Raw genomic sequence first — 15,096 nt, 5'->3', positions numbered from 1 at the left:
GCGGGCGGCCGGTGCGGGTAACGTGGCGAGCGGGTGATCGGTTCGGCGGTCCCCACCGGAGCGTGAGGGAGTCAGAGGGAATGTCGGTCAGCCGCTACACGTATCTGGGGCCCGAGGGCACGTTCACCGAGGCGGCGCTGCGTACGCTCCCGGAGTCCGCCACCCGTGAACTGGTCCCGATGGTGTCCGTACCGGCCGCGCTGGACGCCGTACGGGCCGGTGAGGCGGCGGCCGCGCTGGTGCCGATCGAGAACTCCGTCGAGGGCGGGGTGACCACCACCCTGGACGAACTGGCCGCCGGCGAACCGCTGATGATCTACCGCGAGGTGCTGCTGCCGATCGCCTTCGCGCTGCTCGTACGGCCCGGCACGGAGCTGACCGGCATCAAGACGGTCACCGGGCACCCGGTCGCCCAGCCGCAGGTGCGCAAGTGGCTCGCGGAACACCTGCCGGAGGCGGTGTGGGAGTCGGCGGCCTCGAACGCGGACGGCGCGCGGCTGGTCCAGGAGGGCCGCTACGACGGTGCCTTCGCCGGGGAGTTCGCGGCGGCGACGTACGGCCTCGAACCGCTGGTCACCGACATCCACGACGCGCAGAACGCGGCCACCCGCTTCGTCCTGGTGGGCCGCCCCGCCCGGCCGGCGGCCCGCACCGGCGCCGACAAGACCTCCGTCGTGCTGTGGCTGCGCGAGGACCACCCCGGTGCGCTGCTGGAACTGCTCCAGGAGTACGCGGCCCGCGGCGTCAGCATGATGCGCATCGAGTCGCGGCCGACCGGCGAGGGCATCGGCCGCTACTGCTTCTCCGTGGACTGCGAGGGGCACCTCACGGACCGGCGGGTCGGCGAGGTCCTGATGGCGCTCAAGCGGATCTGCCGGGAGGTGCGGTTCCTCGGGTCGTACCCGCGGGCGGACCGGGTACGGGCGAACGTGCGCCCCGACACGGCGGACGACGCGTTCACGGACGCGGCGGACTGGCTGACGCGCTGCCTGGACGGGCGGGGCTGACGGCTCGGCGCCGAGCCGGGTGACGCGGTGCCGCCCTCGGTGGCGCCTCGTGCCGCGATGGTGGCCGGGAACCGGTGGGCGGGCGGTGCCGTAGCAGGCCGCCGATGTCCGCCGAGCGGCCTGCGCGGGGTTGTGTGCGGCCTGGGCTGGGGCGTTGGCGTTGTCCACAAAGTTATCCACAGGCCCTGTTCTCGACCTGGGGACAAGTCGACACGACGGCCGCTCCAACTCGGACAGAGTCGACATATTGCTCTACCGACCCCCGGAGCCCTCCACAGCGCCACAGCCTGTCCGCGTCAGCGCAATTCACGCGAACAATCCTTTAGGGCGAGGAAATGCCACACGAAAGAGCGTCGGCAAAGGGTTTCGCCGGTGAATCTCTGGCAACGGTTTCTTGAAGTGGAACCAAACCTTCCGACTTCCACAGTTCCCACACACAGCCTGTGGATAAGATTTCGGAACTCCCCCAACCCTGTGGACAACCCTGGGTACAACCTCCGTCACCCACCACCGCCCACCACCCGCCAACTCCGGCCGTCCACAAGGGAAGCGGGTCGCCGCAAGCGGCGCGAATACCCCCGTACCGGCGACGGCGCAAGATTTCCTTGACGATTTTTTCCGCCACTTTCCGGCCGCCCGCACCACATCCCGTGACTCCCTCACCCCCCGCTCCCCCCCCGCCGACTTCCCGTCCGCCCCTTATGCTCCTCTCGCACCCCGCGCCATACCGCCGTATCGCATCGCATGGCGCAGAATTCCTAAAAGTTCCAAATATCCACAAACCGGACAAAGCGCCACGCGGGGAAATATGGCGTCGAGCGCCGGCGCCGCACCCCGGTAGCCTGGTGGGGTGATTGACCTTCGCCTGCTCCGTGAGGACCCCGACCGTGTGCGCGCGTCCCAGCGCGCCCGTGGAGAGGACGTCGCGCTCGTCGACGCACTGCTCTCCGCCGACGAGCGGCGCAGGACCTCCAGCGTCCGCTTCGACGAGCTGCGTGCCGAGCAGAAGTCGCTCGGCAAGCTCATCCCCAAGGCCACCGGCGACGAGAAGGCCGCGCTGCTGAAGAAGGCCGGGGAGCTGTCCGCCGCCGTCAAGGCCGCGGACGCCGAGCAGGACGAGGCCAAGGCCGAGACGCAGCAGCTGCTGCTCCGGCTGGGCAACCTGGTCCACCCCGACGTGCCCGTCGGCGGTGAGGAGGACTTCACCGTCCTGGAGACCGTCGGCACCCCGCGCGACTTCGCCGCCGAGGGCTTCGAGCCCAAGGACCACCTGGAGCTCGGCCAGGCGCTCGGCGCCATCGACGTCGAGCGCGCCGCGAAGGTCTCCGGCTCGCGCTTCTACTACCTGACCGGCATCGGCGCGCTCCTGGAACTCGCGCTCGTCAACGCCGCCATCGCGCAGGCCACCGAGGCCGGCTTCACGCCGATGCTCACCCCGGCCCTGGTGCGCCCGCACGCCATGGAGGGCACCGGCTTCCTCGGCCAGGCCGCGGAGAACGTGTACCACCTGGAGAAGGACGACTACTACCTCGTCGGCACCTCCGAGGTACCGCTCGCCGCGTACCACATGGACGAGATCGTCGACGCGGACCAGCTGCCGCTGCGCTACGCGGGCTTCTCGCCGTGCTTCCGCCGCGAGGCCGGCACGTACGGCAAGGACACCCGGGGCATCTTCCGCGTCCACCAGTTCGACAAGGTCGAGATGTTCTCGTACGTCGACCCCGAGGACGCGCAGGCCGAGCACCAGCGCCTCCTGGACTGGGAGAAGCAGTGGCTGACCGGCCTGGAGCTGCCCTTCCAGGTGATCGACGTGGCCACCGGCGACCTGGGCGCATCGGCCTCGCGCAAGTACGACTGCGAGGCGTGGATCCCCACCCAGGGCAAGTACCGCGAGCTGACCAGCGCCTCGAACTGCGACGAGTTCCAGGCCCGCCGCCTGTCGGTCCGTATGCGCACCAACAAGGACGGCAAGCAGCAGGTCAAGCCGCTCGCCACGCTCAACGGCACGCTCTGCGCGGTGCCCCGCACCATCGTGGCGATCTTCGAGAACCACCAGCAGGCGGACGGCTCGGTGCGCGTGCCCGAGCTGCTGCGCCCGTACCTGGGCGGCCGGGAGATCCTGGAGCCCGTCAACCGGTGACCACCGCTCCCGAGCCCGCACACCGGGCCGCACCGCCGGCCCGCCCGCTGCCGTACAAGCTCGTCGCGACCGATCTCGACGGAACGTTGCTGCGGCCCGACGACACGATCTCCGAGCGCACCCGCGCCGCCCTGGCCACGGCCACGGCGGCCGGGGCCGCGCACATCGTCGTCACGGGCCGCGCGGTGCCGTGGACCCGGCACATCCTCGACGCGCTGGACTACGACGGCATAGCGGTGTGCGGGCAGGGCGCGCAGGTCTACCACGCCGGCGAACACCGCCTGCTGACCTCGGTCACCCTGGACCGGCAGCTCGCCGGACTGGCCCTCGCCAAGATCGAGGCGGAGGTCGGCCCGCTGTTCCTGGCCGCGAGCCGGGACGGCCTGGACGGCGAGGTGCTGGTCACCCCCGGATACCGCGTCCAGGAGGGCCCGCTGCCCAACCTGATGGTCCAGGACCCCGGCGACCTCTGGGCAGCGCCCATCAACAAGATCTACATACAGCACCCGACGCTGGGCGACGACGAACTGGCCCGCGCCGCACGCGAGGCCGCCGGCGACCTGGTCGGTGTGATGATGGCCGGCGAAGGCGTCGTCGAACTCCTCCCCCTCGGCCTCTCCAAGGCCACCGGCCTCTCCCTCGCCGCCCGCCGCCTGGGTGTGAAGGCCGCCGACACGATCGCCTTCGGCGACATGCCCAACGACATCCCGATGTTCGGCTGGGCAGCCCACGGCGTAGCCATGGCCAACGCCCACGAGGAACTGAAGGCCGTAGCGGACGAGACCACCGCCTCCAACGAGGAGGACGGCATCGCGGTGGTACTGGAGCGGTTGTACGAGGGCTGAGCCCCGCCCGGCCACCCTTTCGGAACGTCCGGAACGGGTGAGCGAACTCCTGCCTGCGGACGGGTAACTGTACGTTTATCCGTTCGTTGTCCACTGTGCGTGGAGGCAACTGGAGTTCGAGGCGTCGAGAGACCGTGAAGTGCTGGGGTTTGCCGGTGACGGCCGTGATGCGGTGCAGCCGTACGACTGAGAACCGGACATAGAGGTAGTGGCATCCGTGAGCAGCCTCCGCTCCTGTAGCCCTGGATACGGGCGTTCAGTTGAAAGAGGCAGCCTGCCTCTTTCAAACCGTTCCGGTTTGAGTGGAGGGCATTCCCATGCCACCCGAAGCTGTACTGCTGGAGTCGCGGGCCATGCGCGACAGTGTGATGGGCCGCACCGAGGTCCTCGACAAGGTCAAGGCGCTCGTCCTGTTGCCGGATGGAGTCCATGCGACCACGGAGGGCGTTGCGGACTACTTCGTTGTCCACAAGGAGGCCGTGAGGAAGCTCGTCCAACGGCACCGGACGGAGTTGAACGCTAACGGGCTGCGCGTTCTCCGGGGGTCTGACCTGCAAGAGTTCCAGAGGGACAACGTGTCCCTCTGGGGGCGAGGTTATCCACAGGCCAAGACGAACCTCACCCTCTACACCCGCCGAACCATCCTCAACATCGCCATGCTCCTCCGCGACAGCGAGGTCGCGCGCGCGGTGCGTACGTACCTCCTCGACATCGAGGAGCGGGGCCGCGTCGGTGTGCCCCGGCAGGACGGGAACGGCCCGACGGTGGAATCCCTCGACCACCGCCTCACCCACGTCGAGTCGTCGCTCGCCGGCATCGGGCCGGTGCTCCGCGACCTCGCACCGGTGATCGGCCGTATCTCCGTACGGCTGGACCGGCTGGACCGGCGGCTGGACGCCACGGACCGGGTCGTGTGCGCGATGAGTCTGCGGCTCAGTGATCTGGCGGAGGATGTCCGGGAGTTGCGCTACGGTCCCCGTCCGCTGCCGCGTCCGCACCGGCATCCGGGGTCAAGGGCCAGGCGGCGAGACCAAGGGTGAGTGCGATGGCGTGTCCGATGTCGGTGAAGGTGGCGCCTGACAGGAGCGGGATGCCGAAAAAGCCGATGACGGACGCCAGGTAGAGGTAGCGCCAGGGCGGCGGCAGCCGGTAGGCGAGCAGGCCGGCGGCCGCTGCCAGGCCGTACGAGACGCCGATGTCGACGACGTGCGTCATGGAGCGGGGGAGCCGGTGGCCCTCGATGGCGAGCAGGACCAGTTCCTGGCTGGCGAGGGTGGCGGTGACGTGGGCGACGCCGATCGTCAGCAGCCAGCGCCAGGTGCCCAGCCAGCGTTCGACATGGGCGTGGACCAGTTCGAAGAGGGCGGCGTACAGGACGAAGGAGGGCGGGTTCTCGATCCAGAAGCCGCTGATGAGGAGGGAGGAGAGGGGGTGCCGGTTCAGCTCGTGGATGTTGCTGCTGGTGCGGTGGAGGAGGAAGTCCCCCAGCCCTTCGGTGGCCCCCGCGATGACGAGGCTGGTGATGCCGATGACCAGCAGCCAGATGTGGGTGCCGGGCGCGGACCGTACCCAGGCCGCCACCCGGCCGGCCGGTGCGGAGGACAGCACGGGCTTCATCGTGCGCGGCCCGGCGGGGCGGGGGTGAGCGGGCCGGAGACGATCCGGCCCCGGCCGTGCGGCCCGGCTCCCTTGATCCGGCGGATCAGCGGCGAGGACTCCATGTGCCGTACGCCGGGCAGCGCCGCGATGCGGGTGGTGAGGTACGTGTACAGGGCGCGTACATCGGGGCACAGTACCGACGCGAAGAGGTTGTGCGGGCCGGTGGTCGCGCAGGCGAAGGCCACTTCGGGGTGCTGGGCCAGCGCGGCTCCGGCGGCGGCCAGTTCGCTGGGGGCGACGGAGAGCCAGAGGGAGACCATGACGCCGAAGCCGAAGTACCGGGCGTCGTAGTCGACGTCGTAATAGAGGACGCCGTCCGCGCGCAGTTCGGACAGCCGGCGGCGGACGGTGGACTGGGACCAGCCGGTGGCCGTGGCCAGATCGGCGAGGCCGGCCCGGCCGTCCTCGGCGAGCACGTCCAGGAGGCGGCGGTCGGCCGCGGTGAGCGCGACGGGCGCGGTGCGCGTGGGCGGCGCGCCGGTCCGCCGGTCGGCCGCGGCGGACGCCGGGTGGCGCAGCCGCGCCGCCTGTTCCTCGGTCAGCGCGCCGGACTTGTTGACCAGGCCCAGCGGTCCGCCGAAGAATTCGTGCAGCATGCAGTGCGCGGTGACCCCGACCACGCTCGGGGTGCGCGGCAGCTTCTGGAGCAGCAGCGCGTCGCTGTCCCGGCTGCTGGCGGCGCGGCAGACGGCGCCGATCTCGGTGCCGCCGGACATCAGGCTCACCCAGGAGGTGTCGGTGCGCCGGGCCAGCGCCTCGGCGACCGCGACGGCCGCGTCGGGCGTGCACTGGACCCGTACCAGCCATTCGATCTCGCCGAGGGCCGGCGGGTCGGTGAGCCCCATCACCTTGATCATCCCGGCGCCGCGCAGCCGCCCGTAGCGGCGGGCGACGGTCTGGTCGGAGACGCCGAGGACCTCGGCGATACGGCTGAAGGGCGCCCGGCCGTCGAGCTGGAGGGCGTGTACCAGCCCCTGGTCCAGCTCGTCGAAGCTGTCGGTTTTCACCAGGAAAGGCTAACCCGTGTCGGATTGCGCCGCACGGTACGCCGTGGCTGGGAGTGGCGGGCGTTCCGCCCGGACTCTGGTGCGGGGGACGGAACGAACGACACCACCGATGACCACAGAGGATCTCGATGCACAACGGGCGGAGCAGATGGTGGCCGCTGGCCGCCATCACCCTGGGCAACTTCATGTTGCTCGTGGACGTGACGATCGTGAACACGGCGCTGCCGCGGATAGCCGACGGCCTGCACGCCTCCTTCACCTCCTTGCAGTGGGTGATGGACATCTACGCGCTGGCGCTGGCCGCGCTCCTGATGGTGGCCGGTTCGGCGGCCGACCTGTTCGGGCGCCGCAAGCTGTACCTGGCGGGGCTCGCGCTGTTCGCGCTGTCCTCGCTGGCCTGCGGCCTGGCGCCCGACGAGGGCGTGCTGATCGCCGCGCGGGCGGTGCAGGGCGTGGGCGCGGCGGCGATGTTCGCCACCAACACGCCGCTGCTGATGGCCGCGTACCAGGGCCGTGACCGGGGGGTCGCCTTCGGCATCTGGGGCGGTACGGGCGGTGCCGCGGCGGCGGTCGGCCCGCTGCTGGGCGGTGTGCTGACCCAGTACGTGGACTGGCGCGCGATCTTCCTGGTCAACCTGCCGCTGACGGCGGTGGCGATGTGGATCACCCTGCGGTCGGTACCGGAGTCGCACGGCGACCGTGCGGGGCGCATCGACTGGCCGGGCGCCGGCGCGTTCACGCTGTGCGCGGGCGCACTGACGTACGGGCTGATGCGTGGTGGCGAGGAGGGCTGGACGGAGTCCGGCACGCTCCTGTCGCTGGCGGTGGCCCTGCTGGCGCTGGCCGTCTTCGTGGCCGTGGAACGCCGCACGGCGCAGCCGCTGCTGGACCTGAAGCTGATGCGGCGCCCGGCCTTCGCCGTCCTGATGGCGGCGGCGCTGCTGCTCCAGGCCGCGGCGTTCCCGTACCTGACGTACGTGGGCCTGTGGGTGCAGAACATCCTGGGCCTGAGCCCGGTGATGGGCGGTCTCGCGGTGCTGCCGATGGCGGCGGCGTCGATGGCCGTCGGCATGTTCGGCGGACGGTTCCTGCACCGGCTGGCGCCGCAGGTGCCCATCGGCGTCGGCCTGCTGCTGATCGGCGCCGGACCGCTGCTGCACGTCCTGCTGCTGAACGACGACTCCGGCTGGGCGGTCCTCACGCCGGGCCTGCTCATCAGCGGCGTCGGCATCGGCATGGCCATGCCGGTACTGGTCTCGGCGGCGCTGGGCGCGGCCCCGCCGCAGCGCGCCGGCATGGCGAGCGGCGCGGTGAACACCTTCCGCCAGCTCGGCTACGCGCTCGGCATCGCCATCCTCGGCACGGTCTTCACCCAGGGCGTGCAGTCCGCGGGCGCGCACGCCGGACCGGGCGTCGGTTACGTCCACGGCCTGACCCGGGTGTCCCTGGTCGCGGGCATCGTGGCGGTGGCGACGAGCCTGCTGGTCCTGGCCGTCGTACGCAACCGCTCCGCGGACCGGGACCGACCCGCGGGCCGTACTGCTCCGGCTGCCGCGGGGACGACGGGCTCGAATTCCGGCACGGTCGGCACCACCGGTACGGCCGACCCCGCAACGGCCGCCGCTGGAACGGCGGTCGGCGCGGACCGGGGGTGACGGCAGCGTCGTACGACGGCGGCACCACGCGGCCGGCCCACGGCGGGCCGGCCGCGTGGTGCCGCCTCCAACGGGTCGGCCCCCGGAACCGTCCGGCGCCATGGCCGGTTCCGGGTGGCCGCCTGGCGCCGTGCCCCGATCCTCCTCGCGCCCGCACACCCAAGTCAATCCTCGGGTTTTCTTCCAAACCCCTTAGCTGTAGCTTGGGTTGGTGACTCTGGACGACCTCCGCGTCTTCGTCGCCGTCTGCGACGCGGGCAGCCTCAGCGCCGTCGCCCGCGACCTGGGCTGTACGCAGTCGGCGGTGAGCCAGCGCGTCAAGCGGCTCGAACGCGAGGCGGACATCGGCCTGTTGGAGCGACGGCCGCGCGGCGTGGCGCCCACCCGGGCGGGCCGCATCCTGCACCGCGCCGCGAGCGGTTCCCTCGGCGAACTCGACCTGGCGCTGCGCCGCCTGGCCGATCTCCGCCAGGGCGACGTCGGCACGCTCCGGATCACCACCGGAGCGACGACCGTACGGCACTTCATGTCGGCCGCCGTGGTGGCCTTCCGCGCCCGCCACCCGCACGTCGACCTGGAGTTCCAGACCGAGAACTCCGGCCGCCGCTGCTGCGAGGCGGTCGCCGACGGCACCGCCGAGCTGGCCTGGATCACCATCGGCCCGCCCGTACGCGGCATCGAGCAGCACCCGGTGCTGGAGCTGCCCTGGGTGCTGGCCGTACGCTCCGACGACCCGCTCGCCGCGCGCGACCACATCGAGCCGGACGAACTGGCCGGTGGCCTGAACGGCATCCGGCTCATCCGGCTCCCGGAGAACTCCGTGTCCCGGATGCGGCTCGACGGCCACCTGGCGCGGCCGGAGACCGGCCCCGCACCCGCCAGCTCCGCCAGCGTCGCCGACTGGGACACCGCGATGCTGCTGGCCGAACTGGGCGTCGGCCACGCCGTGGTGCCGGATCTGCCGGGGCGGCGCGGCGTCGACCACCCGGACCTGCGGCTGATCCCGGTCCCGGGGCTGCCGCCGCTGGCGACCGGCTGGGCGGTACGGCAGTGGGCCACGCTGAGCCCGGTCGCGGTGGAGTTCGCCGAGACGGTGAACGCCTCGCTCGCCGGGTGCGGGAACACGTACGGCTCTGACCACGAGTGCGGAAACCGGCCGGGACCCGCGCTCGCTCATGAGTCCACCCCCGCCCAGGAGTGCAAGAGCGAGTCCAGCCCCGTTCACAGGCGCTGAAGCACACACGCTCCCATGCGCCCCTCGCGCGCCCGGCGCACAAGAGGCGCGCACACCCCCGCCTCCGTACGGCCCGCGTCTCCCGCATTCACCCCTCGACAACCGGCTCCTGCAGCTCGGTCACCCACCGCTCCGGGTCCTCCGGGCACTCCAGCGTGAGTTCCCGCGGGTACCCGGCGGAGCGGTACGGGCTGTCGGCGAGCCAGCGGGCCAGGGTCTGCGCGGTGGGCAGCACCCGCTCCATCGGGCCACGGTGCACCACCGTGGCCGCCCGCTCGACGGCCGGCAGGTCCACGATCGCGAAGTCGTGGGACGGCCGCGGGGCGGCCGCGACCGGGACCGCCGCGTGCACCGTGATCCGGTCCCCGCCTTCCGGCGCGTCCTCGTAGTACGCGATCGCCGGGCCGGCCGGCTCGACGCCCGCCGCGGCCAGCCGCCGGAACAGCTCCGCGTACAGCGGACGGATCACCGGCCCGATGTCCTCGGGCCCGAAGCTCGCCGCGGTGCCGGTCAGTTCGGCGACCCGGACCGCCTCGACGTGCTTGACCACCACGTCCTCCACGGCCATCCGCCCCTCCTCCTCGATCGTCCGCAGCCGTGCCTCGACCCGGGCCAGCCGGGCTCCCGCCGCCGTGACCGCCGCCGCCAGCTCGGCCCGGCGCAGCCGCAGCATGCCGCGCAGTTCCGCCGCGCTCACCTGCTCGTCCAGGACGGCCGCGATCTGCTGGAGGGTGAAGCCGAGGTCCTTGAGGGCGATGATGCGGTTGAGGCGGGCGAGCTGCGCGGCCTCGTAGTAGCGGTATCCGGTGACCGGGTCCGTACGGGCCGGGCGCAGCAGCCCGATGGCGTCGTAGTGCCGCAGCATGCGGGCCGACACCCGTCCATGGCCGGCGAAGTCTCCGATGGTGAACATGACGTCTCCCAGTGCAGGGCTTGCCACAGTGTGAAGGTCAAGGGGGCGGCCGGCGGCCGGGACGGTCCCCGCGCGGCCCGGCCGCAACGATCCTCGCGGAAGTCCGGCCGGGGCGTCCCGGGGAATCGGGGTACGCGCGGGCCCGCGCCGGGCCGTGCGTCCCCGCCGTGCACCGGAGCGTGCGCCGGGGCACCAGCATTGCGTCAAGGGGCGTCCACGGGCCGTCAATGATGCGTCAGTACGCCGCCGACCTCCTGCCGGTACGGGCATAGCGTCGAGGAGGAGCCCCGGCACTTCCCCTTTCACCGGTCCGGGGCCGGTCCTGTGCGAGCAGCGAGGAGCGACGCCGTGTCCCAGCAGCATCTGTACGAGGAAGATCCCGAACCTGCCGAACGCATCCCGGCCGGGCTGCTGTTCGTCCCGGTCCGGCCGGGCCCCGCGGGCTGTACGGCCCGCCTGTTCCGCACCCCGCTCGGCGGCCGTACCGCCGTCGGCTTCACCTCCCCGCAGCGGCTCGCCGCGGCGCTCGGCGCCGACCAGCCGTGGATCCGGCTCGCCGAGCCCGCGCTGCGCGCCCTCGCCGAGCCGCTCGGCGCCGGCGTCCTGACCGTGGACCCGCGTCTCGCCCCGGGTAGCCGCCGTACGCCGCTGCTGCGGGCCGTCTGAGAAGGGCGAACGACACCATGACCGTGACGACCACGACACCGCAGCGCACCACCGGACAGCCGGCCGGCCCGGACCGCCCCGGCCTCCCGGGCAGCCCGCCCGACGACCTCCCCGACGACCTCTCCGTATGGCCCGCCTCGACGGCCGAACTGCCGCACGCCGACCTCTCCGTGGGCGGCGTCCCGCTCACCGAGCTGGCCGAGCGCTTCGGCACCCCCACGTACGTCCTGGACGAGGCCGAGGTACGCGCCCGCTGCCGCGCCTACCTGCGTGCCTTCCCCGACGCCGACGTCCTGTACGCGGCCAAGGCGTTCCTGTGCCGCGCCATGGCCCACTGGGTGCGGGAAGAGGGCCTGGGCCTGGACGTCTGCTCCGCCGGTGAGCTGGAACTCGCCGTCACCACCGGCTTCCCGCCCTCCCGCATCGTGCTGCACGGCAACGCCAAGAGCCCGGACGACCTGAGCGCCGCGCTGCGCCTGGGCGTCGGCCGGATCGTCATCGACAGCACCTCCGAGATCGCCCGGCTCGCCGCCGCGGTCCCCCCGGGTTCCCGGCAGCAGGTACTCGTACGAGTGGTTCCGGGCATCGCGGCCGGCGGCCACACCAAGATCCGTACCGGTACCGACGACCAGAAATTCGGCCTCTCTCTGGCCGACGGCTCGGCACAGCACGCCATCACCCGCATCCTGGGCCAGCCGCGGCTGCACCTGGTGGGGCTGCACTGTCACCTGGGCTCCCAGATCACCACCGTCAAACCGTTCCTGTCGGCCGTCCGGCGGCTGGTGGGCCTGCTGGCCCGTATCCAGGAGCAGCACGGCGTCACGCTGTCGCAGCTGGACATCGGCGGCGGCCACGGCGTCGCCTACCGGCCCGGCGAGGCCGCCATGGACATCGCGGCGCTCGGCGCCAAGGTACGGGCCGAACTGACCGGCGGCTGTGCGGCGGCCGGGCTGCCGGTGCCCCGCCTGACCGTCGAGCCGGGCCGCGCCATCGCGGGCCCGTCCGGCGTCGCCCTGTACCGGGTGCTGTCCGTCAAGCGGACCGGTGAGCACACCTTCGTGGCCGTCGACGGCGGGATGAGCGACAACCCGCGGCCCGCGCTGTACGGGGTGCGGTACGCGCCCCGGCTGGTCGGGCGCCGGTCGAGCGCCGCGCCCGCGCCGGTGAGCGTGGTGGGGCGGCACTGCGAGGCGGGCGATGTGCTCGCCGCCGGGGTACGGCTGCCCGGTGACGTACGGCCCGGCGACCTGATCGCCGTACCGGTGGCGGGCGCGTACCACCTGTCCATGGCCTCGGGCTACAACCTGGTGGGCCGCCCGCCGGTGGTCGCCGTCGCGGACGGGCAGGCGCGCACGCTCGTACGGCGGGAGTCGCTGGCCGACATCCAGGAGCGCGATATCGGGCTGTGAGACCGGGCTGCTTCCGGTTCGGCCCCCGCGATATGCACGGAGCGAAAGTACTCCGTGCATATTGCAGCGATTATTTGTAGGATGACTGGGCAACAGGGTGACCGGGCGCATGCCGGTTGCCCACGCCTCCGGCCGGAATCGAAGCGAGGGTGTGCGCATGGCATTGCAGGCAGCGGGACGACAGTCCCTCGTGGACACCGTCGTCGAGGCCCTGCGCGCCCAGCTGGCCGCCGGCACCTGGCCGGTGGGCGAGCGCATCCCCACCGAACACGCGCTGGCCGAACAGCTCCAGGTCGGACGCAACACCGTCCGCGAGGCCGTACGGGTCCTGGTGCACGCCGGCATGCTGCGCTCCCGGCAGGGCGAGGGCACCTTCGTCGTCTCCCGGACCGACCCGGGCGACATCATGCGCGGCGTGCAGCGGGCCGGTATCCGCGACGTACTGGAGCTGCGCATCGCCCTGGAGGCGGAGGCCGCCCGTCTGGCGGCCCAGCGGCACCGGCCGGACGACCTGGAGCGGATGCGGGCCGCGCTGGACGCACAGGCCGCCCTGGAGGCCGCCAACGGGCAGCCTTTCGGCGGCGACCTGGAGCTGTACGCCGATCACGACGTGGCCTTCCACCGGGCCGTCGTGGAGGCCGCGCACAACACCGCCCTGACCGCGACGTACGCCTGGTTCAGCAGCTCCGTGCGCGAAGCGCTGCTCACCTCGCTCGGCGACGAACAGATGCCGCGCATGGTGCACGGCGATCACCGGGCCGTCCTGGACGCCATCGCGTCCGGCGACCCGGAGGCGGCGGAGAAAGCCGCCCGCGCACTGCTGGAGCCCCCGAAACGGGCGGTGGAGAAGCTGCTCGCTGAGCGGTGAGAGGGCGGGCCGGCGGTCCGTGATCACGTGGCGCTGGAGTGCCGGCGTACCGGGGACGGTCACGCCGAACGGACACGGTCGCTCCGTACCGCCACAGTCGGCCTCTGCCTGTCGGACGCCGTCGCCCCGTACCGGACGCGAGCACGCCGTACAGCCGCCGCAGAAACGTTCCTCCTCCCTCGCCGCTCCCGCCCCACACGCCCGTACGACCACCCCCGCCCCCACGCAAGGAGAGTCACGACCCATGTCAGGGACCCGGTCCGAAGCACCACTGATCGACGCCGAGGAGGACCTGACCCCGGCCCCGCCGGTCGCCGCGGCCCGCCGCCGGCTGCGCGCGCACCCGGCCCTGCTCCTGCTCGGCATCGTGCTCGCCTCGCTCAACATGCGCGCCGCGCTGGCCGGCGTCTCGCCGCTGGTGAGCGAGATCGGCACGCACTACCACCTGGCCGCCACCGCGAGCAGCCTGGTGACGACGATCCCGCTGGTCTTCATGGGCCTCGGCTCGATCGCCGCGCCGAAACTGGCCCGCCGCTGGGGCACCGAGACGGTGCTGTGCGGCGCGCTGGTCCTGCTGTGCGGCGGCATCCTGCTGCGCATCGCGCCGCCGGTCGTCGCGCTGTTCGTGGGCTGCGCGGTGGTCGGTACGTCCATCGCCCTGCTGAACGTCCTGATGCCCGGCCTGATCAAGCGGGACTTCCCGGAGAAGGCCGCGGGCATGACCGCCCTGTACTCGACGGCGATGATCCTCGGCGCCACCGTCTCGGCCGCCTCCGCCGTGCCGCTGGAGAACGCGCTGGGCGGCTGGCAGGGTTCGCTGGCCTCGTGGGCGCTGCTGGCCGCGGTCGCCGCCGTCGTCTGGATTCCGCAGGCGCTGATCGCGCGGCGCGGTACCCGCCACGGCCAGGCCGCCGCGACACCGGCGCACACCACCGAGGACGGGCCGAAGCTGACCCGCTCCCCGCTGGCCTGGCAGGTCACGCTCTTCATGGGCTCGCAGTCGCTGATCGCGTACGTGATGATCGCCTGGATGCCGACAATCTTCACCGACCACGGCATGAGCAAGGCCACGGCCGGGCTGGTCTTCGCCTTCAGCACGCTGGTGCAGATGGCCGGTTCCTTCGTGGTGCCGATGCTGGCCGGACGGATGCGGCGGCAGCGGCTGCTGGCCGTCGCCGTCACCGCCCTGATGGCCTGCGGCATCGTCGGCCTCCTCGTGGCCCCGGTGGCCGGCGCCTGGGTCTGGGCGATCCTCCTGGGCATCGGCCAGGGCGGCGCGCTCGGCCTGGCCCTGACGATGATGGTGCTGCGCTCCGGCGACGCCCACACCGCCGCCCGCCTCTCGGGCATGGCACAGACCTGGGGCTACCTGCTCGCCGCCGCCGGCCCGCTGCTGCTCGGCGCGGTGCACCAGGCGACGCACGGCTGGACGGTACCGATCGTGCTGCTGCTGGCGGTCTGCGCGGGTCTGGTGCTGCTGGGGATGGGTGCGGGGCGCGACCGGAAGATCGGGGCCTGAGGCTCTGGCGATGCGCTGCTGATGGCAGGCCCCTGGATCGCTTGTTGTGGGCGCGATCCAGGGGCCCCGTCTGTAGCGGTACGGCTTGCTCTTTAGCGGCACGGCGTGACCTTCACGGACGGAGTGGGTTGCCCCTTACGAACGGCCTGGCTTGACCTTCACGCCGACGTGAAG

Annotated in this window: 13 protein-coding genes; 10 read left to right on the top strand and 3 right to left on the bottom strand. The window is 72.2% G+C overall.

All coding sequences use genetic code 11. From position 1 onward, the window contains the following. Positions 1–80 precede the first annotated feature (80 nt). The 4 genes from pheA to ADK86_RS43340 all read left to right on the top strand — a co-directional run bounded on the left by pheA (position 81) and on the right by ADK86_RS43340 (position 5,032). Complete coding sequence (gene pheA / locus ADK86_RS26930) at positions 81–1,007, top strand: prephenate dehydratase (RefSeq protein WP_030598982.1); 927 nt, start codon at positions 81–83, stop codon at positions 1,005–1,007. A gap of 850 nt (positions 1,008–1,857) precedes the next feature. Beyond that, positions 1,858–3,147 carry a serine--tRNA ligase gene (serS, locus tag ADK86_RS26925; protein WP_078952292.1) on the top strand — a complete coding sequence of 430 codons (1,290 nt, stop codon included), beginning with the start codon at positions 1,858–1,860 and terminating at the stop codon, positions 3,145–3,147. Next, on the top strand, positions 3,144–3,992 hold the full coding sequence (locus ADK86_RS26920) for an HAD family hydrolase (protein WP_053698934.1): 849 nt from the start codon (positions 3,144–3,146) through the stop codon (positions 3,990–3,992). Before serS ends, ADK86_RS26920 begins: the two co-directional genes overlap by 4 nt. A 317-nt stretch (positions 3,993–4,309) precedes the next feature. Next, the gene (locus ADK86_RS43340) at positions 4,310–5,032 is read left to right on the top strand and encodes a hypothetical protein (RefSeq protein ID WP_159393972.1); all 723 of its coding nucleotides are present in this window, start codon (positions 4,310–4,312) and stop codon (positions 5,030–5,032) included. Here ADK86_RS43340 and ADK86_RS26910 read toward each other — a convergent pair. Together ADK86_RS26910 and ADK86_RS26905 are read right to left on the bottom strand one after the other, a co-directional pair. Then, positions 4,926–5,609 carry a rhomboid-like protein gene (locus ADK86_RS26910; RefSeq protein WP_053698932.1) on the bottom strand — a complete coding sequence of 228 codons (684 nt, stop codon included), beginning with the start codon at positions 5,607–5,609 and terminating at the stop codon, positions 4,926–4,928. The two genes, ADK86_RS43340 and ADK86_RS26910, sit on opposite strands and share 107 nt — an antisense overlap. Beyond that, positions 5,606–6,658, bottom strand: coding sequence for an Lrp/AsnC family transcriptional regulator (locus tag ADK86_RS26905; RefSeq protein ID WP_030598991.1), 1,053 nt, complete (start codon positions 6,656–6,658; stop codon positions 5,606–5,608). Before ADK86_RS26905 ends, ADK86_RS26910 begins: the two co-directional genes overlap by 4 nt. A 128-nt stretch (positions 6,659–6,786) precedes the next feature. Here ADK86_RS26905 and ADK86_RS26900 point away from each other — a divergent pair, with 128 nt between their 5' ends. Beyond that, complete coding sequence (locus ADK86_RS26900) at positions 6,787–8,313, top strand: MFS transporter (RefSeq protein ID WP_053698931.1); 1,527 nt, start codon at positions 6,787–6,789, stop codon at positions 8,311–8,313. 211 nt (positions 8,314–8,524) lie between these two features. Further along, the gene (locus ADK86_RS26895) at positions 8,525–9,547 is read left to right on the top strand and encodes a LysR family transcriptional regulator (protein WP_053698930.1); all 1,023 of its coding nucleotides are present in this window, start codon (positions 8,525–8,527) and stop codon (positions 9,545–9,547) included. 88 nt (positions 9,548–9,635) lie between these two features. Here the strand turns inward: ADK86_RS26895 and ADK86_RS26890 are convergent, their stop codons facing one another. Next, positions 9,636–10,460 (bottom strand): MerR family transcriptional regulator, encoded by an 825-nt coding sequence (locus ADK86_RS26890; protein WP_053698929.1) that lies wholly within the window; start codon positions 10,458–10,460, stop codon positions 9,636–9,638. A gap of 348 nt (positions 10,461–10,808) precedes the next feature. On the opposite strand from ADK86_RS26890, the gene ADK86_RS26885 reads away from it, so the two are divergent. The 4 genes from ADK86_RS26885 to ADK86_RS26870 all read left to right on the top strand — a co-directional run bounded on the left by ADK86_RS26885 (position 10,809) and on the right by ADK86_RS26870 (position 14,922). Next, positions 10,809–11,126 carry an SAV_915 family protein gene (locus ADK86_RS26885; protein ID WP_003978970.1) on the top strand — a complete coding sequence of 106 codons (318 nt, stop codon included), beginning with the start codon at positions 10,809–10,811 and terminating at the stop codon, positions 11,124–11,126. Positions 11,127–11,143: 17 nt separating this feature from the next. Further along, positions 11,144–12,535: a diaminopimelate decarboxylase gene (lysA, locus tag ADK86_RS26880; RefSeq protein WP_053698928.1), complete on the top strand. Its 1,392-nt coding sequence runs from the start codon at positions 11,144–11,146 to the stop codon at positions 12,533–12,535. A gap of 157 nt (positions 12,536–12,692) precedes the next feature. Beyond that, the gene (locus ADK86_RS26875; RefSeq protein WP_053698927.1) at positions 12,693–13,403 is read left to right on the top strand and encodes a FadR/GntR family transcriptional regulator; all 711 of its coding nucleotides are present in this window, start codon (positions 12,693–12,695) and stop codon (positions 13,401–13,403) included. Positions 13,404–13,647: 244 nt separating this feature from the next. Further along, entirely contained in the window at positions 13,648–14,922 is a 1,275-nt protein-coding gene (locus tag ADK86_RS26870; RefSeq protein ID WP_053698926.1) for a CynX/NimT family MFS transporter, read from the top strand. Positions 14,923–15,096 lie beyond the last annotated feature (174 nt).

It is taken from the genome of Streptomyces sp. NRRL F-5755 (assembly GCF_001279365.1).
Lineage (GTDB): Bacteria > Actinomycetota > Actinomycetes > Streptomycetales > Streptomycetaceae > Streptomyces > Streptomyces rimosus.
The sequence above is the reverse complement of the archived record's forward strand: the minus strand, read 5'-3'. Positions and strand labels throughout refer to the sequence as shown.

What these genes read in the sequence shown, in the direction of transcription:
- pheA (WP_030598982.1), top strand. Translation starts at nt 81, where the DNA reads ATGTCGGTCAGCCGCTACACGTATCTGGGGCCCGAGGGCACGTTCACC.
- ADK86_RS26900 (WP_053698931.1), top strand. Translation starts at nt 6,787, where the DNA reads ATGCACAACGGGCGGAGCAGATGGTGGCCGCTGGCCGCCATCACCCTG.
- ADK86_RS26875 (WP_053698927.1), top strand. Translation starts at nt 12,693, where the DNA reads ATGGCATTGCAGGCAGCGGGACGACAGTCCCTCGTGGACACCGTCGTC.
- ADK86_RS26870 (WP_053698926.1), top strand. Translation starts at nt 13,648, where the DNA reads ATGTCAGGGACCCGGTCCGAAGCACCACTGATCGACGCCGAGGAGGAC.
- ADK86_RS43340 (WP_159393972.1), top strand. Translation starts at nt 4,310, where the DNA reads ATGCCACCCGAAGCTGTACTGCTGGAGTCGCGGGCCATGCGCGACAGT.
- ADK86_RS26910 (WP_053698932.1), bottom strand. Translation starts at nt 5,609, where the DNA reads ATGAAGCCCGTGCTGTCCTCCGCACCGGCCGGCCGGGTGGCGGCCTGG.
- ADK86_RS26890 (WP_053698929.1), bottom strand. Translation starts at nt 10,460, where the DNA reads ATGTTCACCATCGGAGACTTCGCCGGCCATGGACGGGTGTCGGCCCGC.
- lysA (WP_053698928.1), top strand. Translation starts at nt 11,144, where the DNA reads ATGACCGTGACGACCACGACACCGCAGCGCACCACCGGACAGCCGGCC.